General features: G+C 59.7%; 18 protein-coding genes. 5 read left to right on the forward strand and 13 right to left on the reverse strand.

Annotated elements, in window-relative coordinates; translation table 11 throughout:
• Positions 1-67: 67 nt before the first annotated feature.
• Positions 68-493: a potassium channel family protein gene (locus AC06G5_RS12535; protein ID WP_413705058.1), complete on the reverse strand. Its 426-nt coding sequence runs from the start codon at positions 491-493 to the stop codon at positions 68-70.
• Positions 494-853: 360 nt separating this feature from the next.
• On the opposite strand from AC06G5_RS12535, the gene AC06G5_RS12540 reads away from it, so the two are divergent.
• A complete protein-coding gene (locus AC06G5_RS12540) occupies positions 854-1,774 on the forward strand; it encodes a universal stress protein (RefSeq protein WP_413422274.1) in 921 nt (306 codons plus the stop codon).
• A 260-nt stretch (positions 1,775-2,034) separates the two neighbouring features.
• Here the strand turns inward: AC06G5_RS12540 and AC06G5_RS12545 are convergent, their stop codons facing one another.
• On the reverse strand, positions 2,035-2,805 hold the full coding sequence (locus AC06G5_RS12545) for a DeoR/GlpR family DNA-binding transcription regulator (RefSeq protein WP_413422272.1): 771 nt from the start codon (positions 2,803-2,805) through the stop codon (positions 2,035-2,037).
• A gap of 264 nt (positions 2,806-3,069) precedes the next feature.
• Between AC06G5_RS12545 and AC06G5_RS12550 the strand changes: the two genes are divergently transcribed.
• From AC06G5_RS12550 to AC06G5_RS12560, 3 genes are all read left to right on the forward strand, one after another.
• The gene (locus AC06G5_RS12550) at positions 3,070-4,350 is read left to right on the forward strand and encodes a haloacid dehalogenase-like hydrolase (RefSeq protein WP_413422270.1); all 1,281 of its coding nucleotides are present in this window, start codon (positions 3,070-3,072) and stop codon (positions 4,348-4,350) included.
• 345 nt (positions 4,351-4,695) lie between these two features.
• Positions 4,696-5,142 (forward strand): hypothetical protein, encoded by a 447-nt coding sequence (locus tag AC06G5_RS12555; RefSeq protein WP_480459586.1) that lies wholly within the window; start codon positions 4,696-4,698, stop codon positions 5,140-5,142.
• A gap of 1,244 nt (positions 5,143-6,386) precedes the next feature.
• Entirely contained in the window at positions 6,387-6,842 is a 456-nt protein-coding gene (locus AC06G5_RS12560; protein WP_413428199.1) for a hypothetical protein, read from the forward strand.
• A gap of 46 nt (positions 6,843-6,888) precedes the next feature.
• On the opposite strand, the gene AC06G5_RS12565 is transcribed toward AC06G5_RS12560, so the two are convergent.
• Complete coding sequence (locus tag AC06G5_RS12565) at positions 6,889-8,271, reverse strand: purine-cytosine permease family protein (RefSeq protein ID WP_413705056.1); 1,383 nt, start codon at positions 8,269-8,271, stop codon at positions 6,889-6,891.
• Between the two features lie 335 nt (positions 8,272-8,606).
• On the opposite strand from AC06G5_RS12565, the gene AC06G5_RS12570 reads away from it, so the two are divergent.
• Positions 8,607-9,095, forward strand: coding sequence for a GNAT family N-acetyltransferase (locus AC06G5_RS12570; protein ID WP_413428201.1), 489 nt, complete (start codon positions 8,607-8,609; stop codon positions 9,093-9,095).
• Positions 9,096-9,304: 209 nt separating this feature from the next.
• Here the strand turns inward: AC06G5_RS12570 and AC06G5_RS12575 are convergent, their stop codons facing one another.
• From AC06G5_RS12575 to AC06G5_RS12620, 10 genes are all read right to left on the reverse strand, one after another.
• Positions 9,305-10,000 (reverse strand): TetR/AcrR family transcriptional regulator, encoded by a 696-nt coding sequence (locus AC06G5_RS12575; RefSeq protein WP_413428202.1) that lies wholly within the window; start codon positions 9,998-10,000, stop codon positions 9,305-9,307.
• A 32-nt stretch (positions 10,001-10,032) separates the two neighbouring features.
• Complete coding sequence (locus AC06G5_RS12580) at positions 10,033-11,661, reverse strand: methyl-accepting chemotaxis protein (protein WP_480459588.1); 1,629 nt, start codon at positions 11,659-11,661, stop codon at positions 10,033-10,035.
• Positions 11,662-11,726: 65 nt separating this feature from the next.
• The gene (locus AC06G5_RS12585; protein ID WP_413428204.1) at positions 11,727-12,878 is read right to left on the reverse strand and encodes an acyl-CoA dehydrogenase family protein; all 1,152 of its coding nucleotides are present in this window, start codon (positions 12,876-12,878) and stop codon (positions 11,727-11,729) included.
• An 18-nt stretch (positions 12,879-12,896) separates the two neighbouring features.
• Positions 12,897-13,985, reverse strand: a complete 1,089-nt coding sequence (locus AC06G5_RS12590; protein ID WP_413428205.1) for an enoyl-CoA hydratase/isomerase family protein — start codon at positions 13,983-13,985, stop codon at positions 12,897-12,899.
• Between the two features lie 2 nt (positions 13,986-13,987).
• Complete coding sequence (gene mmsB / locus AC06G5_RS12595; protein ID WP_480459589.1) at positions 13,988-14,878, reverse strand: 3-hydroxyisobutyrate dehydrogenase; 891 nt, start codon at positions 14,876-14,878, stop codon at positions 13,988-13,990.
• 110 nt (positions 14,879-14,988) lie between these two features.
• Positions 14,989-16,497, reverse strand: coding sequence for a CoA-acylating methylmalonate-semialdehyde dehydrogenase (locus AC06G5_RS12600; protein ID WP_413705055.1), 1,509 nt, complete (start codon positions 16,495-16,497; stop codon positions 14,989-14,991).
• Between the two features lie 102 nt (positions 16,498-16,599).
• Positions 16,600-18,303 (reverse strand): AMP-binding protein, encoded by a 1,704-nt coding sequence (locus AC06G5_RS12605; RefSeq protein WP_413428208.1) that lies wholly within the window; start codon positions 18,301-18,303, stop codon positions 16,600-16,602.
• Between the two features lie 287 nt (positions 18,304-18,590).
• A complete protein-coding gene (locus tag AC06G5_RS12610; RefSeq protein WP_480459591.1) occupies positions 18,591-19,841 on the reverse strand; it encodes an OprD family porin in 1,251 nt (416 codons plus the stop codon).
• Between the two features lie 171 nt (positions 19,842-20,012).
• Positions 20,013-21,662, reverse strand: coding sequence for a cation acetate symporter (locus AC06G5_RS12615; RefSeq protein ID WP_413428210.1), 1,650 nt, complete (start codon positions 21,660-21,662; stop codon positions 20,013-20,015).
• Positions 21,659-21,988 carry a DUF485 domain-containing protein gene (locus AC06G5_RS12620; protein ID WP_413428211.1) on the reverse strand — a complete coding sequence of 110 codons (330 nt, stop codon included), beginning with the start codon at positions 21,986-21,988 and terminating at the stop codon, positions 21,659-21,661. The genes AC06G5_RS12615 and AC06G5_RS12620 overlap by 4 nt, the downstream gene beginning before the upstream one ends.
• Positions 21,989-22,268 lie beyond the last annotated feature (280 nt).

Here is a 22,268-nt window from a genome sequence, read left to right on the forward strand (position 1 = left end):
GTCTATACCAGGCTTGATGGCACACCGTCAGTTCGACAGTTGAGTCTGATACGAGTCAGAAAGGGGATTATTTGCGCTTCCAGTACTTCTGCATTTCCAGAAACAGGAAGGATGCGGTCCACGTGATGAGCACCAGCCCGGTAAGGGCTTGTAGACCGGTCAAGTATTTGAGGTTACCCACAGGCGAAATATCGCCGAAGCCGATCGTCGTGTACGTCGTAAAGGAAAAGTAAACGCAGTCCATCAGCGAACCGTCGAAGTTTCCCGTCAGGCTGCCCCATCTCCCTGAGTGCACCATCAGGTAATAGACCAGCGCAAAGCACCAGACCTCTATTGCGTGGGCCAGGAGGGCGCCGAACACTCCAACTACGATTCTGAAGCGGCTCCACAGCTTGAGCCGGGGTAGCCAATCATTCAGGCGTAACAGGCATTCATAGTGGATCAATACGGTGATGATGACCACCAGCGTATTGATCAGCGTGACTGCCAGCATGGCAAATCTCCAGTGAAAGGGGAGACGGTGAATCAGAGTATTTCTACGCCAAGAAGCCGGAAAATCGTTGAGCTGAATCAACAAGGGTTTTAGTAATCGAGAGCCAGTCGTTCCGTTAACGATAGCTGCTGATTAGTTGATAAAAGTCAGGTTCCCCACGGCATAACTCCAAATAATCGAACTACCGCTTTCCAGTCGTAACAAGTCGACGGGACGATTATGAAAACGTACTTGTTCGTTGTATTGCCGGATATTTTGCTGGCTGCAGTCACGAGCTCACTCGAAGTAACAGGCGTTTGATTCAAGGCCCCGACAGCCAGGCGGGTTCGCACTCAGGCAGGTTTCAGGGCGAGGTATGTGATGCTCAAACTCAAACGCATTCTATTGATAGCCCCCAGCGAAATGACCCTGACCCCGGCGTTTGAGCGTGCACATGCCTTGGCTGGTGCAACCGCTGCCTTATTGCACATTGTCGCGTTCGATTATGTCCAGGCACTGGCGGTAGCCGGTCTGCTTGACCATGATGCGATGGCTCAGGCACGAGAAGGCTACCTGCAGGTGCACCGTCATTGGCTGGAGCAGCAGGCCCGGTTTCAACGATGTGGCGGCATACAGGTGACCACCGAAGTGGTCTGGGCCAAGTCGAGCCTGACAAACCTGCTTGAGTACGTGAACGACTTTCTTCCGGACCTGGTAATCAAGGACACCCATTATGTGCCGGCACTTGACCGTGCCTTTCACCGGCCTGTGGACTGGCGACTGCTACGCGAGTGTCCGACTCCCCTGCACCTGGTTACCAGCGCCAAAAATCCTAAACCCTTGAAAATTCTCGCGGCGATCGATTTATCCCATCTGGAAGAGCTGACTCGGGGATTAAATGACCGAATAATCGACCTGGCATCTACTCTGGCGGCCAGTTGTGGTGCCCAGTTGCACTTACTTAACGTCAGTCGTTGGTCAGAGATAAGCGATGTGCCGATGAGTGTGCCGACAGGCAGTCTTGATAACAGTTTGAGGGACGCAATTGAAGATGCCCAACAAGAGGCTTTCGATGTGCTTGCCGAGCGCTATTGCATCAGCAATACACGCCGACACTCACTGACAGGCGTCCCCCACAAGGTCATCGGACTTTTCGCTCAACAGAATGCCTTTGACATGGTGGTGCTGGGCACGGTTTATCACCGTGGGCGTGACCGGTTTATCGGCGATACTGCCGAGAGCGTGTTAAACCGGGCACCGTGCAGTTTGATGATCGTCAAGCCATTAGTCTTGCCCGATTGAAAGGAACGCCGTCGAGCTTGCAGTTGATAAAAATCAACTGTCTGAATCGCCCCTGATTTTGTAGACAATGAATGACCGTTATTGGCTGTGGATTACTGCCCGTCACCAAGTGCAGAAATCGACCCATTGCAAGCGATCGCAGCCAATACAGTTACGGTCAGTTTGCCCGCGCCGAGAGTCGCGTCGTGCAAGATCTACCCGGTTGCGCCGCACTAGAGCATCACGCTGCGTCAATGCCTGTTGCAACCGCCGAGCCACTGCTACGCCAGGACAATACGTTTGAGCTTGGCGTTCAGTGCGGCGAACGCCGCTTCGGTACTGGCCTTGTGGTTGGTGATGAGCACGTCGATGCGTTCTGGCGGGCAGAAAGCGACGCGGCTCTCCACGCCGATCTTGCTGTAGTCGGCGAGGATGACCACGCCTTCGGCATTGTCGGCCATGGCGCGCGCCACTTCGGCTTCGCGGTGGTCGTAGTTGCTGGCACCGCGCTGGGCGTCGATGCCGACGGGAGATAACAGCGCGAGGTCGGCCCGATAGCGGCCAATTTCCGCCACCGTGGTGCCGCCAACCGTAGCGGGAGCTCGGTCGTCGAGCGAACCGCCCAGTACGATCACCTCGTTGTGCTGGCCGCCTGGCACAGCGGGATTACGCAATTGCAACGCCACGTTGAACGAGTTGGTGATCACGGTCAGCCCTCCCAGCTTGGCCAGCTCTTCGGCGAGGATGACGGTGGTGGTGCCCGCGTCGATAAACAAAGTCTGTCCGTGCGACAGCAGGCTGACCGCTGCGCGCGCGAGGTCACGCTTGAATTTGACGTTGATATTCGCCCGCTCGGCGATGGGCGCTTCGTCTTCAACGCGGATGGCGCCGCCGTGTATCCGCTTCAACTCCCCCTGTTCTTCCAGAGCGACCAGGTCGCGTCGCACCGTCTCGCGTGAAACGTTCAGCTCCGTGACGATGCGGTCGGTGGTGACGCGCTGCAAAGTCGATAGCAGTGCGCGGATCCGCTGGTAACGCTCTTCTTGCCACATACCGGGTGTCCCTGCTGTTCGAGTCGCTGTCCGAGCACGCATTGTGGAGGGGCGTCAGTCGCTGTCAAGTTTGGCGCGGCCTCATGATCATTGGGCTGGCGCAGCCTGCGCGTCATATTTGTGGAATGCTGAGGCATCATTGTTTTTTTGTGTATTTGGAGCTAGCCTCGTGGCCGGACGATTTCTTCCCCTCGTCCGCATTTCGAAACACGCTTTCGCCATCGCCTCGGTTGTAACCTCTCATCTAGAAGTAGGAGCTATGCCATGCAGCGTCGCCAGTTTCTGAACACCCTCGCCACCGTTTCCGTTGTCAGTCCGCTGTTGTTGTCATCCCGCATAACGCAAGCCGCCACGCCCCCGGCCACACCAAGTGCGCTGGACCCGGCGCGCTGGTCGCCGCTCAACCAAAAGCGTCTGCAGGCGGTGATCGATGAGCACGGCGTCAAGAGCGCGTCCTACCGCCCTGACCAGCGCCCGTACGCGGTGTTCGACTGGGACAACACCTGCATCATGAACGACTGTGAAGAAGCACTGCTGGTCTACCAGATCAATCATCTGCAGTACAAGCTGACGCCCGATGAGTTCGCTGAGGTGGTGCGTCAGGACGTGCCGAACGGCGCATTCATGAAGGACTACACCACGGTGGACGGCAAGCCGGTCAAGATGGAAGACATCGCCAGCGACGTAGAAGCGGATTACCGCTGGTTGCACGCCAACTACAAGGGGCTCGCCGGCGACAAGAGCCTGGAAGAGATTCAGGCCAGCGAGCAGTACAAGGATTTTCTCGCCAAGCTCTACTTCATGTACGACGCAATCTGCGACAGTTACCCGGTGGAGATCGGCTATAAGTGGATTCTGTATTTCTACAAGAACATGACCACGGCTGAGTTGCAGGCGATGGCCGAGGCTTCCAACAATTACGCCATCGGCGACGCGCTGCGCAAGGTCAAGTACGAGAGCTCACGCACGTTGCCGGGCAAGGCCGGGGTGGTGGCGGATACGCACTTTCATGGCATCCGCATCCATGAGGAAATCCGCGGCCTGATGCACACGCTGCGCGCCAACGGCATCGACGTCTATGTCAGCACAGCCTCGATCGACGATGTGGTACGCGTGTTCGCGGGCAATCCTCATTACGGATACGGCGTGCCGCCTGAGAACGTGATCGGCCTGCGCATGGCGATGGAAGGCGGCAAGTACACCACTCGCTATCAGCCGGACTGGCACTTCAACTACGGGCCGGGCAAGACCGTCGGCATCAAGAACGTGCTGGTTAAACAGAAGGGCTATGGCCCGGTGTTGGTGGCTGGCGACAGCGATGGCGATGCCTGGATGCTGCGCGACTTCAACGATACGGCGGTGGGGGTGATCGTCAACCGCATGAAGAAGGGCGAGATCGGCACCGACAGCCAGCAGGCCGCTACCCAGTTGGGCACCCCGAACGCCCGCTTCATCCTGCAGGGGCGCAACGAGCACACTGGCCTGATGATTCCAGACGAGAAATCGCTCAAGTACGGTAAAGACGAGCTTAAGCTACTGGCTTGATGGCACTGGCTCGCGGGTGGCCGGCGGCCATCCGCGAGCCGCAGTGCAACTCGCCTTGTACCTGCGGTAATGATGATTCTGCGTCGGAAAGTCGATACCGCTACCGGCCCGAGTAAGTCAGTCGTATCGAGTCAAAATTGTGAGTGGCCCTGGATTTACGAGGCGCGCCCCACAGACCGCTTTTGGCCGATAGCAGTCCGTTAGACAGTTTTATATTGCCAATCATTAAGTATTAGGCTTGCTTGAGCCCGGCTTGATTTCACCCGGCTGGGCGGCTTGAGCTACACTTTAAGGGTTGTGCTCACGGACGTTGAGAGCGGTCCAACGCAGAGCAGGGGAGGCAATATGTCTTGGTCGGTGATGCTGGAGCGGGAAACGAAGAGGAGACTGGTACTTGAAAAGTGGTTAGAGCATGTTGCTCAAGCTACAGCTGCTGGCGAGAAACCTAATAAGCGTAAGTTTGTTATGAACTCAAAAGGCGAACCATACGAAACCAACATTACCAGCCTCAATAGTTGGATTGATAGGTACGCTATCCATTCTTCTGGCACCTCCAGGACTGGTGCAGCAAATACCAAAGAAGCCAGTAAATCTTACGCCAACTCTGTAGCTGCCCTTGAAGACGACTTCAAAACGTTTCTTACTGAGCGACGACAGCCTGAAAATCAATACCGCTTGGACTTCTGCAGAGGACAGCAGAAATTGTTACGTGCTCTGCTGGCAGAAATTGATAGGCAGATTTTTGAGTTGGAGACCAAGCTAGCCTCGAAGCCAAAAGAGCGCCGTCAATGAGATTTACACCCGCTGGCACACCCCGTGCGACGCGATAACCCTGACCAAGTTCTACACTTGGTAGAGCGTCTAACCACAACCGTTAAAAAACGAATTTAGCCACACTCCATACATCGTTCTACCTCAGTGCATTGTTGCCTTCGCTGGTATCGAGGGCAATGAATAGGTGCAACGCGTGGTTATGCTCGCTTTGCGTTTTGTAACGCTGCCGTGCTTGTGAAGCTGATCATCCCTACAACCGATTTGCCGTCACTCTGCCCACCGTCCGCTACTGGCTGATGGCTGCCCTTGGTGAGAGGCAGCTTCTGGCCGATTACTGCCTGTCACGAAGGGCTGCCACCGACCCATTGCGGTCGTTCACTGTTGGCAGCCACCAGCCATCGTCTATGAACGACTGGCCCCCGTTGCGCGAACCACAGTGTGACCAGGCGAGCAAGCTCAACACCGGTTAGATATACGAATGCAATCGCACTGACGACAGCGTTGGAAAAGCATTACTCATCACTTGTGGACGAGTTGTTAGCCGCTTTAGAGAATGGAACCACCGATAAACCAGGGACCCCTGCTTTTATGCCCTTCATACTCCGATTTTTTTCTAAGCTGCCTTCGACAATTAAACAAACTGATCATTGCGGGGATAAATAACAAGCTGAACAACCATTGTCGCGCATTTGTTGATTCAGAGGTGATCGCCACAAGTGCATTAATTAGGGTTATGCCTATGATTAAAAGGTTACATCTAATAAGTAGGCGCTTAGTTGAAGCAAAGCTTTCCCAATCATAGATCAGCCATTCGTGGGAAAAGCTGTCGCAATTAGGGCACCTATGGGTTGGCGGAAGGTAGTCTGTGATATAGCCACAATCAGGGCATCGAACTTTCATAGCGCTATCCTGACACTCTCCGATGAGGTGGCATGCCATGTCGCGTTTCTTGTCGCGTTAAGCGCGAGATCTATTCGGGGGTAACCCGACAGGGGGGCGGCAATCCCGACTACCATAAAGAAGGTAGCAGAACACCACCTATTTTCTACTAGTCTGTCCACCGACCGCTTTTGGCCGTTTTCTGCCTGTCGCGACCAGTTGAATCCACAACCCATAACGGACACTGAGGACGAGCGCCAAATGACGGTACCTCGATACCGCTGGAGGCCTTGAAAATAGTGGAGTGGGTGAACTGCTGCGGGAAAAGCGTGCAGCGCTAGAGTTGTGGCATGCTGAAATATCGAGGGTAATTGGAGAAAATCATGGCGGCTAAATACAGCGGCCAGCACTGCGCTGAGATGGCCCTCCACTGGGTTGCATATCAGCTCGGGCGCTCTGGGCTGTCCACACTTCCAACCGCGCGCAATGCTGCAGGGGCCGATCTATTTGTCTACGGCGATGATTGCGCCATGGCAATCGGCGTTCAAGTGAAAGGCAGACAAACACGCGGTGACGTCCCACTCGGCCACGACTTGGGGAAAATCAAAGGCGCGTTCTGGGTTATTGCGAGCAATGTAGGTTCAGACTCGCCGGTGTGCCATGTCCTGACCCCCGACGAGGTAAAGAACCAAGCCACTCGCGACAGTAATCCAAGCAAAGGCTCCGGGAAGCATCACTACTGGTTAAAGCCGTCTGCATTCGAGCAGGAGCAGTTTGTTGAGGCGTGGGAGCGAATAGCCCGAGCCATCAAGCTGCAGGCTGAGAAGGTCGGAGTATGACGCCGGGAGAGCTGAACCGCCGCAATGCTGCATTTTGGGAGAAATGCTATTCGAGAGATCTTTGACCAAACATGCGCGAGCTTTTAACAACTGGTCGGCTGTTGACCGTACAGTACAGCCCCCCGGCCAACACCAACCCCATCGCCCAACTAATGTCGGCGCCTAGCCAGTTCGCTACAAAGCCTGTGTAGAACGAGAGTTTCATGAAGGGAATCGTGCCGATTATCGAAACGGCATAGACCATAAGGGTTCGCCCGTTGAAGCGGGCGTAGCGGCCTTTAGGGTCGTACAGGTCACCTACTTCATAGTGACCGCGACACACCCAGTAATAATCAACCAGGTTGATCGCACTCCAGGGAATCAGCAAATACAACTGACCGATCAGAATGTCCGCAAAAAACGTGTCAAAACGGTACTGGGTGGCTATGGCGATCAGGGTCGCAGCAACGGTCAACATGGCCATCACCAACGCTTTTGCTGGAGCCGTGACGTATTTGAGCCCTCCAAAGGCTCCGAATATCGTGACCGAAGACATATAGGCGCTGTACAAGCAGAGTACGTTGTACTGGATGACACCAAGCGCGATCACGCCCAGTACCAAAGGTGCCCACGGGCCAAACAATGTGGCAATGGCGGTTGCAGGGTCGTGTTCAAGCGCTGCAGGTATCGCTACTGCCAGTAAAGCGCCTAATGCCATCATGGCAAAAGAGCCCAGTGCGCAACCGCAATAGGTTGTCCAGAACGTGGCGCGGGTGCTCACGTTCGCGGGGAGGTAACGCGAGTAGTCTGCCACGTAGGGGCCGTAACCTAAAGTCCAGGAGGCCGCCTGCGCTATGACCAGGTTAAAGGCGGCCAGCGTAAAGCCCGTACCTGAGACGGTTGTTGATGCCGCGTCGCTGGGGTGCAGCAGGATCAAGGCCAAGGCGCTTGCAAACACCAGGGTAGATAACAGGCTCATCCACGCCCCCATACGGTGGATCAGCTCGTAGCCTATAAAACCAATGATGAAAGTCAGAACGCCAACCACCACAATGGCCTGGTCGTCGCTCATTGGCACCAGCGCCTTTAAGGCATCGCGCATCAAGACGCCGCTGGCGGCAAGAAATAGCACCGCCGCCGTGACCATTACCAGCAAGGGGATCGCGGCTCCGTAAACACCGAACTGTGCCCGGCTCTGGATCATTTGTGGAACCCCCAAGTGAGGGCCCTGGGCGGAGTGCGCGGCCATGAACACAGTGCCGACCAGATTGCCAATCAGCAGGCCCAGCAATGTCCAGCCGAAGCTCAACCCCGAGGCGATACCCAGCGTACCAACCATCAAAGCGGTCACTTGGAAATTGGAACTGAACCAGATGGTGAACAACCGCCGCGGCGTTCCGTAACGTTCACTGTGAGGGACAAACTCGATACTACGCTTTTCCAGCTTCACGACCGCCTCCTGATTTATTTTCGTGATTATCAGATAGGCATCGATAGCTTTTCGGCCCAGCTGCGAACGCCTCATAGCTAGTAGCGCCATACCCTCACTTAAATTGCAGGTGTTTTCACACAGCCTGGGTCGCGCTCTACCGGTCATGGATACGAAATGTGCAGGTCAAGTCCGATGCACATGGCTGGTCAGGTCGAATGCAAATGGGTGGTCAAGTCAGTGCAATTAACCAACTAACCTTCGCAGGTTGCGAGAATCACCCCTGGTTTCGTAGACAGACGGAATGACCACTTTTAGCCGCTAAAGTACTGACTCATGGAGCTTGGAGACGAGCAATGAAACTGAACCACAGGCCAGTGAAGGCTAGCGACGTAAAAATGATCTGCGGCTTTCCTCAGAACACTCAAGAGTTGTTTTTCATGTTTCCGAAGGCGCACTTTCCGCTAACGGAAACGCAGTTGAATACCGCGATCTCCCAACGCTTCGACTCTACTGTCGTGGAGATCAATGGGACTGTCGTTGGGTTTGCCAATTTCTATCGAGCTGAACGCAATGGCATTTGCTGTATCGGCAATGTCATCGTCTCGCCGAGCGCTCGGGGCGAAGGAGTAGCCACGTTTCTCGTAGAGACGATGACCGGCTTGGCATTCGAGCGTTACGGAGCCAACGAGGTGCAGATTTCCTGTTTTAACGAAAACACGGCAGGGCTGCTGCTCTACCCCAAGCTTGGGTTTGTGCCCTATGCCATTGAGGAGCGACCTTCTTCGGGAAACGGCCGATCGGCCCTCATACACATGACGCGCAGCAGAAGCTCGACAGATTGAATACACCGTCGATTGCTACCTTGGATGACAGGCAGAAATCGGCTGGTTCAGGGTGATGGAAAGCAATGGCATGTCCGCAAATGGCTGATGGCTGCCCTTGGTGAGAGGCAGCTTTTGGCTGTGGATTCAACCGGTCGACGCAACAGATTGGCTAAATCGTTCAGCCTGCTGTAATCGAACGTAAATACCGACATTTTCAGAGCGCTGTCTCACGAGCGGTAGATGATTGGTTTTTCCGGGAATTTGCAACCGGTGGCATGAGTCGCCTGCAATGCACCGTGGAGGGCACCCATGACGATCTCATGTAACAGCTTGCGCCGTGCTCCCTTGCTCGCCTGGGATTCTGCAATCCAGGCCGGCAGTTGGTTGAGCAGGGAAACGATGCTGCTCAAGGTATCACGCTGGGTGACGCTCAGCGGTGTACCCGTAAGCTGCTCTATCGTTCCCAACAGGTGTTCCTCATAGCGCCGACGTAAAGTCAGGATCAAGGCTTGCTGTTCGCTGCTTAGACAATGGAGGTCATACTCCGCCAGGCGGAAATGCGCTCCCATACGCTCATGCAGCAAGAGGTGCGCCTCAAGCAGGCCATGCAGCCGTACGGCGGGCGCGGATTTGCGACGGTTCACCTGGCTGGCGCCATGAAGCAACTGTTCGTAGAGTTCCTCGATCAGTTCGAACAGCAGTGCCTCCTTGCTTTCGATGTGGTTGTAAATGGAGCCGACCTTGATGCCCAGATAAGCAGCCAGGTCGCGCATGCTTACCCGGCTGAAACCACATCTGGCGAATAGCTCGAGTGCCTTGTGGCGGGTTTCCAGGTAGCGCGAGTGGTGCACGTGTTCGATGGGCCTCGCCAACAGTGCGTTCGGGCTGGCGCAACGGGGCGTGACTGGCTGGGGGGCAGTCATGGAATCAATACCTCCATCGTTGCTCATCCACCTCATACGCGAAACTGCCCCAATAACCGATTGAGCTGGCCCGCCAGCTGGCCCAATTCCAGGCTGGCCTCGTTGGACCGGTCTGCCGCCAGGGCATTCTCGTGGGCCAGCGAGGCTGCGCGGGTGACATTCTGGCTAATGTCCTCGACCACGTGGGACTGTTCCAGGGTGGCACTGGCGATCGAGGCGTTCAGTTCGGTGAGGTTGCGCAGCGCGCCGATGACCTGGTGCAGGCTTTCACCGGTTTCGCGGGCCTGTTCCACGGTTTGTTTAGCGGCTTGACTGCTGGCAGTGATGACATTGACCGCCGCTTCCGAGTTGCCCTGCAGGCGCTCGATCATGCCCTGGATTTGCGCGGTGGACTGCTGGGTGCGTTGTGCCAACAGGCGCACTTCGTCTGCCACCACGGCGAAGCCGCGACCCTGTTCGCCAGCGCGCGCCGCCTCGATTGCAGCGTTCAGCGCCAGCAGGTTGGTCTGCTCGGCGATGGCGCGGATCACTTCCAGCACGCTGCCGATCTGGGTGCTTTCCTGGGCCAGGCTCTGGATCACTTCGACGGCCTGGCCAATGGTCTCGGACAACTTATCGATCTGGTGCAGGCTGCTATCGATGTTGTGCTGGCCCTGGCGTGCCTGCTCATCGGCCTGGCGTACTTCGTTGGCGGCGTGCTCAGCGTTCTTCGCTACTTCCTGCACAGCGTAGGAAACCTCGTGAATGGCGGCGGCCACCAGTTCCATCTGCTGTGACTGCTGCTGACTGTGGCGCTGGCTGTCGCTGGCGATCTCACCGAGCGATTGCGAGGCCTTGTCCAGGCTGCCGGCACTCTGCATGGACTGGCCGATCACCGCGCGCAGCTTGCTGGTGAACGCATTGAAGTGGCCGCTCAAGGCGGTCAGCTCATCGCGCCAGCGACTGTCCAGGTTGTGCGTCAGGTCGGCTTCGCCGCTGGCGATGTTCTCCATGGCATTGACCACCTGCGCCAGTGGCGAGGCTATGCTGCGGGCAATCAGCAGGATCAGCACGCTGAGCAGCAGGGCGATCGTCACCAGAATGACGAAGGTCTGCATCAGCTGGCGGCGGAACTCGACTTGCACGTCGTCGATGTAAATGCCCGAACCCACAATCCAGCCCCAGGGCTTGAATAGTTCGACATAGGAAACCTTCTCCACCGGCGTGTCGGAGCCCGGCTTTGGCCAGCGGTAATGCACCAGACCGGAGCCGTCGCGCATTGCCACGGTCACCATCTCGTCGAACAGTGCCTTGCCATCAGGGTCGCGGGTGCCGGCCATGCGCTTGCCCTCGAGCTTGGCATTGGGGTGCATGACCATGCGCGTGTCGAGGTCTTCGATCCAGAAGTAGTCCTCGCGGTCGTAGCGCAGGTCGCGTATGACCGCGCGGGCCTGTTGTTGCGCCTGCTCACGATCCAGACCCTGGCTTTCCAGGTTTTGGAAGTGACGCAGGATGCCGCTGGCGGTCTCGACCACATGACGGGTTTTCAGCGCCTTGGCCGCGTAGAGGTCGTCATGGTTTTGCTTGAGCATCAGGCCGGCGAGAATCAGCAGCATCAGGATGGACGTCAGCAGGATCAACCATAGACGGTGGCTGATGGGAATATTGCGCAGGCCGGGCATGGGCAACTCCAGAAGGGGGTGGAAGAAGGGGCGGCCGGACGCAGCGGGCGCGTCCGGCCAACGGCTCAGAGCGCGTAGTGGGCCAGCTCGCGGGCGATCAGCAGGCGCTGGACCTCGCTGGTGCCTTCGTAGATCTGGGTGATGCGCGCATCGCGGTAATAGCGCTCTACCGGGTAGTCCTCCAGGTAGCCGTAGCCGCCATGGATCTGCATGGCGCTGGAGCACACGCGCTCGGCCATTTCCGAGGCGAACAGCTTGGCCTGGGACGCTTGCGACAGGCACGGTTGCCCGGCGCTTTTCAGGCGCGCGGCATGCAGCACCAGCAGGCGGGTAGCATTGAGCCGGGTGTGCATATCAGCGAGCAGGTTGGACACGCTCTGGTGCTCGATGATCGGCTTGCCGAACTGGATGCGTTCGCGGGCATAACCCAGGGCAGCCTCGAAGGCGGCGCGGGCGATTCCCAGAGCCTGGGCGGCGATGCCGATGCGACCGCCTTCGAGGTTGGACAGGGCAATGGCCAGGCCTTTGCCGCGCTCGCCCAGCAGATTGGCCTGGGGGATCATGCAGTCGCTCAGGGTCACCGCGCAGGTATCGGAGGCCTTGATGCCCATCTTGTGTTCGCTGCGGTCGACCACGAATCCGGGGTTGTCGGTTGGCACCAGGAAGGCCGACAGGCCCTTCTTGCCCAGCTCCGGATCGGTGACGGCGAAGACAATGGCCAGCTTGGCGCGTTTGCCGTTGCTGACGAACTGCTTGGCACCGTTGAGTACCCACTGGCCGTCGCGCAGCTCGGCGCGAGTGCGCAGGTTGTGTGCTTCGGTGCCGGCCTGTGGTTCGGTCAAGCAGAAGCAGCCGATTGCCTGGCCGCTGGCCAGAAGCGGCAGCCAGCTGTCTTGCTGGGACGGGGTGCCATATTTCAACAGAGGGCCGCAGCCCACTGAATTGTGGATGCTCATCAATGCGCCGAGGGCACCGTCGCCGGCCGAGATTTCCTCCACGGCCAGGGCGTAGGCCACATAGTCGGTGTAGCTGCCGCCCCAAGTGTCCGGCACCACCATGCCCAGCAGGCCCAGTTCACCCATCTGCGCCACCACGGCGTCATCGATCCAGCCTGCCTTCTCCCAGGCTTGGGCATGCGGGCCGACTTCGCTGCGGGCGAAGTCGCGTGCCATGTCGCGGATCATGCGTTGTTCTTCGGTCAATTCGATATCGTGCATTGCGTTGTCTCCTGCTGATCAGGCGATGCGAAGGGGAGGGCTGGAGGCTGGCCGGAAACCGCTGAAAAAGGCCTGCACCCGCGTTGGTGCCAGCTCTGCCAGGGTTGACGGATTCCAGCGGGGGCTTTTGTCCTTGTCGATGATCAGGGCGCGTATGCCTTCCATCAGGTCGCCCTTGTCGAACCACTGATAGTCCAGATGCAACTCCAGGGCGAAGCAGTCGGCCAGGTTCAGGAATCGACCGCGACGCAACAGCTCCAGTGTCGTGGCCATCGCCAGCGGCGAGCGGCTGTCGAGTAGCGCGACCGTCTGTTCGGCCCAGTCGCGCAGCTCGGGACGCTGCTCAAGTTGCAGCGCGTTGCGAATCGCCGACACATCAGGCAGGGCGAAATATTCATCGATTGCCTGGCGATACGCCTTGAGTTCCGACCCCGCTATACGCTCGGTAGCGAGGCCGTCGAGCAAGTCTCGCAGGTCTTCTTCAGGTGCACTGGTCCAACTCACATAGTCCAGAGCGGCATCCAGTTCCGCCAACCGCTCGCTGGACAGGCAGTAGTCAGCCAGATTGGCATAAAGCGCATCGGCGGCACGGACCTGGCAGCCTGTAACCCCCAGATAAATACCCAGCTCACCCGGAAGGCGCGGCAGGAAATAGCTGCTGCCGACATCGGGGAAAAAGCCGATGCCGACTTCCGGCATTCCCATCCTCGTGCGCTCGGTGATCACCCGCAGTGAGGCAGTCTGTGCCAGCCCCATGCCACCGCCCAGAACAAAACCATCCAGCAGCGCCAGCACCGGTTTGGAGTAGCCATGCAGGTACTCGTCCAGGGCGTACTCCTGCTCCAGGAACAGCTCGTGCAGATCGTCGCCGCCCTTGTGACTGTCGTACAGCATGCGGATGTCGCCACCGGCACAGAAGGCTTTTTCTCCGGCGCCACGGAGGGTCACGGCGACGATCTCCGGATCCCGTTCCCAGGCCGATAGATGCCGGTACAGCTGCGTCACCATGGTCAGGTCGAGGGTGTTCAACGCGCTCGGTCGATTCAGTGTCAGGTGGCCGATGCGGTTGCGCACACTGGCCAGCACCGGGGCTTGCTGCTCGCTCATGTTCAGGCTTCTCCGCGGAACAGTTTGATGATCGCGGAGAAGTCCAGGCCGCCATTACCCTGCAGGCTGAAGGTCTGGTACAGCTGCTGAGCGGCAGCACCGAGCACCACTGGCTGCCGCGCATGTCTGGCTGCTTCGGTGGCCAGGCCGAGGTCCTTGAGCATCAGGTCGGTACCAAAGCCGCCACTGTATCCACGCGAGGCCGGCGCATTCTCCAGCACGCCCGGGAACGGATTGTTGATCTCCGAGCTCCAGCAGCGACCGGTGGAAGTGCCGATGACACCGGCCAGCACCTTGGCATCCATGCCCAGGGTCACACCCAGGGCCATGGCCTCGGCGACGCCGACCATGGAGATGCCGAGCAGCATGTTGTTGGCGATCTTGGCCACCTGACCGTTGCCTGCTGCGCCGCAGTGCACGATGTTCCTGCCCATGGCCGAGAGAATCGGCAGGGCCTGGTCGTACACACTGACCGGGCCGCCGACCATGAAGGTCAGGGTGCCTGCCGTCGCGCCGCCGGTTCCGCCGGATACCGGCGCGTCGAGCATCGGGTTGCCTTGGGCAAGGGCGAATTTGGCCACCTCGCGGGCACTGAGCGGGTCGATGGTCGAACTGTCGATCAACAGCACGCCTTGGCCAATATTGGCCAGCAGGCCGTCCTTGCCCCGATAGACCTGCTTCACGTGCTCGGCGGTTGGCAGCATGGTGATAATCACCCCGACCCCGGCTTTGGCCACGCCGGCAGGCGAGTCAGCGGCGCTGGCGCCGGCCTCGACCAGGGCGGCGACGGCTTGAGGGAAAGGATCGAAGACGGTCAGGCTGTGGCCAGCCTTGAGCAGGTTGCGAGCCATTGGGCCGCCCATGTTGCCCAGGCCGAGAAAACCGATATGCATGATGACTACCTTTAGCGAGTGGGGAGGCGCTACTGCGCATCGACCCGTTATGTCTGGTCTTGCACCGTTCAATTTCTGGCCGGCCGACGCTGGGCGCCGGCCGGCAGAGATCATTTAAGGGTGATGGTGGTGTTCACCGAGCCGCCGGTGTCATCCTCGTCGAACCAGCGCTGGGTGACCGTCTTGGTCTGGGTGTAGAACGTCACCACTTGCTTGCCGTAAGGGCCCAGGTCGCCGAGCTTGGAGGCGCGGGAACCGGAGAAGGAGAACAGCGGAACCGGTACCGGGATCGGCACGTTGATACCCACCTGGCCGACGTCGATTTCTTCCTGGAAGTGACGGGCAGCTGCGCCAGAGCGGGTGAACAGGGCGGTGCCGTTGCCATTCGGGTTGGCGTTGATGATCTCGATCGCCTCGTCCAGGCTGGCTGCGTGCATGACGCACAGTACCGGGCCGAAAATTTCTTCGCGGTACACAGACATTTGTGGAGTGACGCTGGAGAAGATGGTCGGGCCGACGAAGTTGCCGTCCTGGTAGCCAGGCACGCTTGGGTTGCGTCCATCCAGTTCGAGTTTGGCGCCTTCTTCGATGCCGCTGGCGATCAGGCTGTTGACGCGATCCAGCGCCGCGCAGGAGATCACCGGGCCGATGTCGGTGCCAGGCTCGGTGCCGCCATTGATCTTGAGGGTTTTGGTCCGCTCGATCAGGTCCGGCAACCAGGCCTGCGCTTCACCCACCAGGATCACCACCGGCAGGGCCATGCAGCGCTGACCGGCGGCGCCGAACGAGGCGCCCAGCAGGTTGTTCAGCGTCTGCTGTTTGTTGGCATCGGGCAGGACGATGGCGTGGTTCTTCGCGCCCATCATGCACTGTGCGCGTTTGCCATTCTGGGTGGCGCGGTTGTAGACATGGGTGCCGACCTTGGTCGAACCCACGAAGGACACGGCCTTGATGTCCGGATGATCACAAATCAGGTTCACCGCATCGACGCCGCCGTGGATGACATTGAGCACCCCCTTGGGTACACCGGCTTCCAGTGCCAGTTCGACCAGGCGCATGGTCACCAGCGGGTCCTGCTCGGACGGTTTGAGAATGAAGGTGTTGCCAGTGGCGATGGCCATCGGGAACATCCACAGCGGAATCATCGCCGGGAAGTTGAACGGGGTGATGCCGGCGCACACGCCCAGCGGCTGCATCAAGGTGTAGGTGTCGACGCCGTTGGCGACGTTGTTGGCCAACTCGCCCATCTGCAGGTTGCCAATGGAGGTGGCGTGCTCGACCACTTCCAGACCGCGGAACACATCGCCTTCGGCATCGGGCAGGGTTTTACCCTGTTCGGCGGTGAGCAGGGCGGCCAGTTCCTTGATGTTCTCGCGAATCAGTTGCTGGTATTTGAAGAAGATCCGGGAGCGGGCGCCGATCGGTGTCTTGCGCCAGGTCTTGAAGGCTTCCTTGGCGCTGGCGACGGCGGCGTCCATTTCCTCTGCGGTGGCGAAGGGCACGCGAGCGAGGACTTCCTGAGTGGCCGGATTGACCACGTCGCGCCACTGAGTGGTGCGCGATTCGACGAACTCGCCGTTGATCAGGAGCTTGACGCTTGGAACGATGGAAGTGGTCATTTTCGGGTCCTGCCTGGTTTCTTTGGGTCGAGTTAAGCCCCTCGGCCAGATTGGCCGAGCGGTCGGATTTGAATTCGGAAAGGCCGGCGTACCGGCCCCGGTTCAGCCCTTGAGCTGAGGGAAGTCTTCTTCGAAGTACTCTTGTGGGCCGCGCGCGTCGCTCTGACGACGCTGCGTTTCCATCTGCCGCAGTTCTACCCGGCGGATCTTGCCGGAGATGGTCTTGGGCAGCTCGGTGACGAACTCGATGCGTCGTACCCGCTTGTAGGGCGCCAGGTGCTCGCGGGCGAAGGCGAGGATGTTGCCGGCCAACTCGGCGCTCCCGGGTTCGTCATGGGCCAGGATCAGAAACGCCTTGGGCACGGCCAGGCGCAGCGGGTCCGGGCTTGGCACCACGGCCACTTCCATCACCGCCGGGTGCTCGATCAGCGCGCTTTCCAGCTCGAAGGGGCTGATACGGTAGTCGGAGGCTTTGAACACGTCGTCGGCGCGACCGACAAAGGTGATGTAGCCATCCGCGTCGATCTGCGCGGTGTCGCCGGTACGGTAGTAGCCGTCGCGCATCACTTCGGCGGTTTTTTCCGGGCTGTCCTCGTAGCACAGCATCAGGCCGAGTGGTCGCACGTCCAGCGGCAGGGCAACTTCACCCTCATTGCCGGGGACGCCATCGGGGTCAAGCATTGTCACTCGGTAGCCTGGCAGCGGACGGCCCATGGAGCCCGCCTTGAGCGGCTGGCCGGGCGTGTTGCCAACCAGAGCGGTGGTTTCCGACTGACCGAACCCGTCGCGCAATGGAAGGCCCCAGGCATGCTGGATCTGCTCGATGATTTCCGGGTTGAGCGGCTCACCGGCTCCCACCAGTTCGCGCAGGCGCAGGCGTTCCTTTATACCAGCCAGATCCTCCTGGATCAGCATGCGCCATACGGTGGGCGGAGCGCACAGACTGGTGACGCCGTAGCGTTCCAGAGCGCCGAGCAGGGCTGGAGCGCTGAAGCGCGCGACATTGTGGATGAAGATGCAGGCGCCGGCGTTCCACGGCGCGAAGAGGCAGCTCCAGGCGTGCTTGGCCCAGCCCGGTGACGAGATGTTCAGATGCAGGTCGCCCGGCTGCAGGCCGATCCAGTACATGGTCGAAAGGTGGCCGACCGGGTAACTCTGGTGACTGTGCAACACCATCTTCGGCTTGGAGGTAGTGCCGGATGTGAAGTACAGCAGCATCGGGTCGGTGGCCAGCGTGCTGCCCTCGACTTCGAACTGTTCGGAGTGCTCGCTGGCGGCGCTGTGCGGCGTCCAGCCCGCGGGGGCCGGGCCGACGCAGATGCGGGTGCAGCCTTCACCCAGGCCGTCGAACTTGTCGACATGGGCGGCGCCGACCACCAAATGACGCACATGGCCACGCTCGATGCGATCACGCAAGTCTTCAGGGGTCAGCAGGGCGGTGGCGGGGATGACCACGGCGCCGAGCTTGAAGGCAGCCAGCATGGTTTCCCACAGGGCGATGTCGTTACCGAGCATCAGCAGGATGCGTTCGCCGCGGCGTACGCCAAGGGCACGCAGGTGATTGGCCACCTGATTGGAGCGCGAGGCCAGTTGCTGGAAGCTGTAGCATTGCTCGCTGCCGTCCTCTTCGACGATCCACAGGGCATTGGCCTGGTTACCCTCGGCCATGGCGTCAAAGTAATCCAGCGCCCAGTTGAATTCGTTCAGTTGCGGCCAGCGGAAGTCACGCACGGCAGTGGCGTAGTCGGTACGGTGGGCCAGCAGGAAGTCACGAGCGGCGAGGAAGGGTTGGCAGTTGTTGTTCATTGGAGTCTCCCGAGACGCGCGCGGGTACCTGAAAGTGGGGAGACGACGGTAAGCAAGGATGGCTTCACGGTGAGTGCCCTGTTTATTTTTATTGGGACTGACCTGGTTCATGACCAGGCGGTTGAATCGAGTATAGGCATGCATAAATCAAATAAGAACGCTCAAAAAATCCCGTGCGTTATGCAAAAAAACACAGGCTTGCGGCATCCCTGATGCGCCGCAAATGCACAAGGCGGGCGCTGCTCGCACCGTCAGGCGATGTGAGCGGCACCCGCCTTGTGCGGGGCTTACCAGAGCGCCAGGGTATAGCTGAGGATCAGGCGGTTCTCGTTGAGATCGTTACCGAAGTGGGCGGTGCGCACCGTAGCGTTGCGCCACTTGAAACCGAGGTTTTTCAGCGGGCCGCTCTGCACGACGTAGCCTATGTCGGTGTCGCGCTCCCATTCGCGACCGCCTGGCTTGCCGACGCCCAGATCGATGCTGTCGCCGGCCAGGTAGCGGGTCATGAAGGTCAGGCCGGGAATGCCCAGCGCCGCGAAGTTGTAGTCGTAGCGCGCCTGCCAGGAACGCTCGTCCTTGTTGGCGAAGTCGTTGATCTGCACGAAGTTGACCAGGTAAGCATCGCTGCCATTGACGTAGGCAAAGCCGGTGTCGCCGCTCATGCGTTGGTAGCCGAGACCGAAGGCATGGCCGCCGAGGGCATAGGTGAACATGGCGCCGAAGGCGTTGTTGTCGATGTTGCTGCTGCCGTCGTCGGTGGAGCGGGCGTAGCGCAGGTCGCTCTTGAGCGTCTGGCCTGCGCCCAGCGGCAGCACGTGGACCAGACTGAACTGGTGTTGGTGGTAGAAGTTGTCCAGGCCGCCGTAGTTGTAGCCCGTGTTCAGCCGATCGTTCCACTGGTAGGCAAGGCCGGCGAAGTTGAAGGCGTCGCTGCGGGCCTGGCCACTGACAATGCCCTTGGCGCCGGTGGTGGTGATTGCCATTTTCTCGTAGTCCGAGGAGTCGCGCTGGTTGACCCGATCCACGCGCCCCGCATCGAAACTCAGGCCTTTGATCTCTTGAACGTTCAACTGGCCACCGCGAAATGTTTGCGGCAACAGGCGCGAGTCATTGGCCAGCAGTACCGGCAACTTCGGGGTCAGGGTGCCGAGCTTGAGCACGCTATTGGACGCTTTGAACTTGGCCGTCAGGCCCAGTTCGCCATACTCGTCCTTGGCACGCTTGGGCGGCTCGTTATCGCGTTTGAGCAGGCCGGAACCGGCGCGATCGGGACTGGAGTCGAGCTTGACGCCGAGCTGGCCGAGGGCATCGATACCGACGCCGATCATGCCGTCGGTATAGCCGGATTCGTAGCGCAGCAAGAAGCCCTGGGCCCATTCTTCTTGCTTGGACTGGGCGGCATTGGCCTGGCGGAAGTCGCGGTTGAAGTAGAAGTTGCGCGTTTCCAGTCTGGCCGTGCTGTCTGCCAGGAAGTCGGCGTGAGCCTGTGCGGCGAGGCCGCTGCCGGCCAGGAACAGGGTGAGGGTGGTGGGTTTCATTGGATGCCTTTTGTTGTTTTTGTTGTCGACGAGCCGCTCCCGCGCCATTTGGAGTTGGCGAGGGAAGGGCGCTTTTGGGGTGTCCTGCGCCGAGTGGCGCAGGGCTGGCGTAAAAAAGCGCGAAGCAAAGGAGCGGACTCGCGCTCGGGGCGTCAGCCCCGGAAAGCAGCGTCAGTGACTGCTGGCCATGGCAGCTCCAAGGCCGGTCTGGGCACGGACGAACTGGTCGGCATAGGCGGCGCGTTCGCGGTCGGCGCGCTCGCTGCGGTCAAGCCTGGAAGCCACAACTATGACCAGGAAGGCCAGTGGCATGGAGAACAGCGCCGGCTGGTCGTAAGGGAAGAGCGCCTGGGCATGCCCCAGTACACCGACCCACACAGACGGCGAGCCGATCACCAGGGCCAGTGCGCTGACCAGGCCGGTCAGGCCGCCATAGAGAGCGCCGCGGGTGGTCAGGCCACCCCAGTACATGGCCATGATCAGTACCGGGAAATTCGCCGAGGCGGCAATGCCGAACGTCAGGCCGACCAGGAAGGCGATGTTCTGCCCCTCGAACAGAATACCGAGGGCAATCGCAACGATGCCCAGGCAGACGGTGGCGATGCGCGACACGCGCATTTCCTGTTTCTCGTCGGCGCAGCCCTTCTTCAATACCGAAGCGTAAAGGTCATGGGAGATGGCCGAGGCACCGGCCAGGGCCAGGCCAGCCACCACTGCGAGAATGGTGGCGAAAGCCACGGCAGAGAGGAAACCGAGAAACAGGTTACCGCCCACCGCCTTCGCCAGGTGCATGGCCACCATATTGCTGCCGCCAATCATGGTCCCACCGAGCTTGCCATCGACGTAGTACTGAGGATCCGTGCCGACGATGACGATGGCGGTATAGCCCAGGACGCAGACCACCAGGAAGAAGAAACCGATGAACACTGTGGCGAACAGCACGGATTTACGCGCCTCCTTGGCATTGGGCACAGTGAAGAAGCGCATCAGGATGTGCGGCAGGCCGGCAATGCCGAAGACCAGTCCAAGAGATAAGGACACCGCGTTGATCGGGTCGGCCAGCAAGGTGCCCGGGCCCATGATCTGCACGCCGCTGGCATGCACGGCCACAGCCTGGGCGGCCAGCGTCTCGAAGCTGAAGTCGAAGCGACTCAGGGCCATCAGCACCAGGGTAGTGCCGCCCGCCAGGAGCAGGACCGCCTTGGTGATCTGTACCCATGTGGTGGCGAGCATGCCGCCGAAGATCACATAGACCAGCATCAGCAGTCCGACTACCACCACCGCGGTGCGGTAGTCGAGACCGAACAGCAGTTTGATCAGTTGACCGGCACCGACCATCTGCACCACCAGATAGCAGCACACCACGGTCAGCGATCCGAGGGCGGCGAAGCTGCGCACGCGGGTTTGATCGAGGCGGTAGGAGACGATGTCGGCGAAGGTGTAGCGCCCCAGGTTGCGCAAGCGCTCGGCCATCAGGAAGGTGACGATGGGCCAGCCGACGAAGAAGCCGATGATGTAGACGAAGCCGTCGTAGCCCTTGGCGAAGACCAGGCTCGACAGGCCCAGCAGAGTTGCCGCCGACATGTAGTCGCCGGCGATTGCCAGGCCATTCTGGAAGCCGGTGATACCGCCACCGGCGCTGTAGAAATCGGCAGCGGAGCGGGTGCGTCGCGCCGCCCACCAGGTGATCAGCAGGGTGGCGAGGACGAAGACGAAAAACATGCCGATGGCGTGCAGGTTGAGCGGTTGCTTCTGCGCAATGATGGGCTCGGCATGGGCCAGCACAGGGCTGAGGGCGAGAAGGGCGGACAGGCGTTTCATGCGCGGGACTCCTGCAGGATCTGCGAGCTGAGTACGTCGAAGCGGGTGTTGGCGCTGTGCACGTACCAGGCGGTGAGTAGCCAGGACAACAGGATGATCGTCACGCCGATGGGCATGCCGAGGCTGAGGTGGCTGCCGTCGTACAGCGGCAGGTGCAGCCAGGCAGGGGCGAAAGCCACCACCATGATGAAGCTGTAATAGATAGCCAGGACCGCGGCGCTCAGCGTCCAGGCCAGCAGTGCACGCTGGCGCGCGAGCCGGTGGAACTTGGGGTTGGCCCTGACCCGTGCACAGGTCTGGACGTGGTTCGGATGGTCGGTCGTCATGGTGAGGCTCCGCATTTCTAGTTGTTTTTGTTGTTCGGCCTTTTGAGGGGCGTACGGGTACCCGGGCAGCGACCCGATGCGGGACGCCACCTGAATGCTGATGTGCTGGAGTTATTGCCGCCCGGATGACCTTGCGGTGGAGAGAGGGCGGTGCAGGAGGGCGGGGGCGATTCGCTGCGCTGCGAGCAGCGGATCGGGCCAACGGCAGACGAGAACCGTGGCCGCGATTGCGCTGTTGCGCAGCTGCTTGAGTCCGGCGTGCAAGCCGGTGTTTATCCAT

Source organism: Pseudomonas sp. WT-JTC, assembly GCF_056711565.1.

What these genes read in the sequence shown, in the direction of transcription:
- AC06G5_RS12535 (WP_413705058.1), bottom strand. Translation starts at nt 493, where the DNA reads ATGCTGGCAGTCACGCTGATCAATACGCTGGTGGTCATCATCACCGTA.
- AC06G5_RS12540 (WP_413422274.1), top strand. Translation starts at nt 854, where the DNA reads ATGCTCAAACTCAAACGCATTCTATTGATAGCCCCCAGCGAAATGACC.
- AC06G5_RS12545 (WP_413422272.1), bottom strand. Translation starts at nt 2,805, where the DNA reads ATGTGGCAAGAAGAGCGTTACCAGCGGATCCGCGCACTGCTATCGACT.
- AC06G5_RS12550 (WP_413422270.1), top strand. Translation starts at nt 3,070, where the DNA reads ATGCAGCGTCGCCAGTTTCTGAACACCCTCGCCACCGTTTCCGTTGTC.
- AC06G5_RS12555 (WP_480459586.1), top strand. Translation starts at nt 4,696, where the DNA reads ATGTCTTGGTCGGTGATGCTGGAGCGGGAAACGAAGAGGAGACTGGTA.
- AC06G5_RS12560 (WP_413428199.1), top strand. Translation starts at nt 6,387, where the DNA reads ATGGCGGCTAAATACAGCGGCCAGCACTGCGCTGAGATGGCCCTCCAC.
- AC06G5_RS12570 (WP_413428201.1), top strand. Translation starts at nt 8,607, where the DNA reads ATGAAACTGAACCACAGGCCAGTGAAGGCTAGCGACGTAAAAATGATC.
- AC06G5_RS12575 (WP_413428202.1), bottom strand. Translation starts at nt 10,000, where the DNA reads ATGACTGCCCCCCAGCCAGTCACGCCCCGTTGCGCCAGCCCGAACGCA.
- AC06G5_RS12580 (WP_480459588.1), bottom strand. Translation starts at nt 11,661, where the DNA reads ATGCCCGGCCTGCGCAATATTCCCATCAGCCACCGTCTATGGTTGATC.
- AC06G5_RS12585 (WP_413428204.1), bottom strand. Translation starts at nt 12,878, where the DNA reads ATGCACGATATCGAATTGACCGAAGAACAACGCATGATCCGCGACATG.
- AC06G5_RS12590 (WP_413428205.1), bottom strand. Translation starts at nt 13,985, where the DNA reads ATGAGCGAGCAGCAAGCCCCGGTGCTGGCCAGTGTGCGCAACCGCATC.
- mmsB (WP_480459589.1), bottom strand. Translation starts at nt 14,878, where the DNA reads ATGCATATCGGTTTTCTCGGCCTGGGCAACATGGGCGGCCCAATGGCT.
- AC06G5_RS12600 (WP_413705055.1), bottom strand. Translation starts at nt 16,497, where the DNA reads ATGACCACTTCCATCGTTCCAAGCGTCAAGCTCCTGATCAACGGCGAG.
- AC06G5_RS12605 (WP_413428208.1), bottom strand. Translation starts at nt 18,303, where the DNA reads ATGAACAACAACTGCCAACCCTTCCTCGCCGCTCGTGACTTCCTGCTG.
- AC06G5_RS12610 (WP_480459591.1), bottom strand. Translation starts at nt 19,841, where the DNA reads ATGAAACCCACCACCCTCACCCTGTTCCTGGCCGGCAGCGGCCTCGCC.
- AC06G5_RS12615 (WP_413428210.1), bottom strand. Translation starts at nt 21,662, where the DNA reads ATGAAACGCCTGTCCGCCCTTCTCGCCCTCAGCCCTGTGCTGGCCCAT.
- AC06G5_RS12620 (WP_413428211.1), bottom strand. Translation starts at nt 21,988, where the DNA reads ATGACGACCGACCATCCGAACCACGTCCAGACCTGTGCACGGGTCAGG.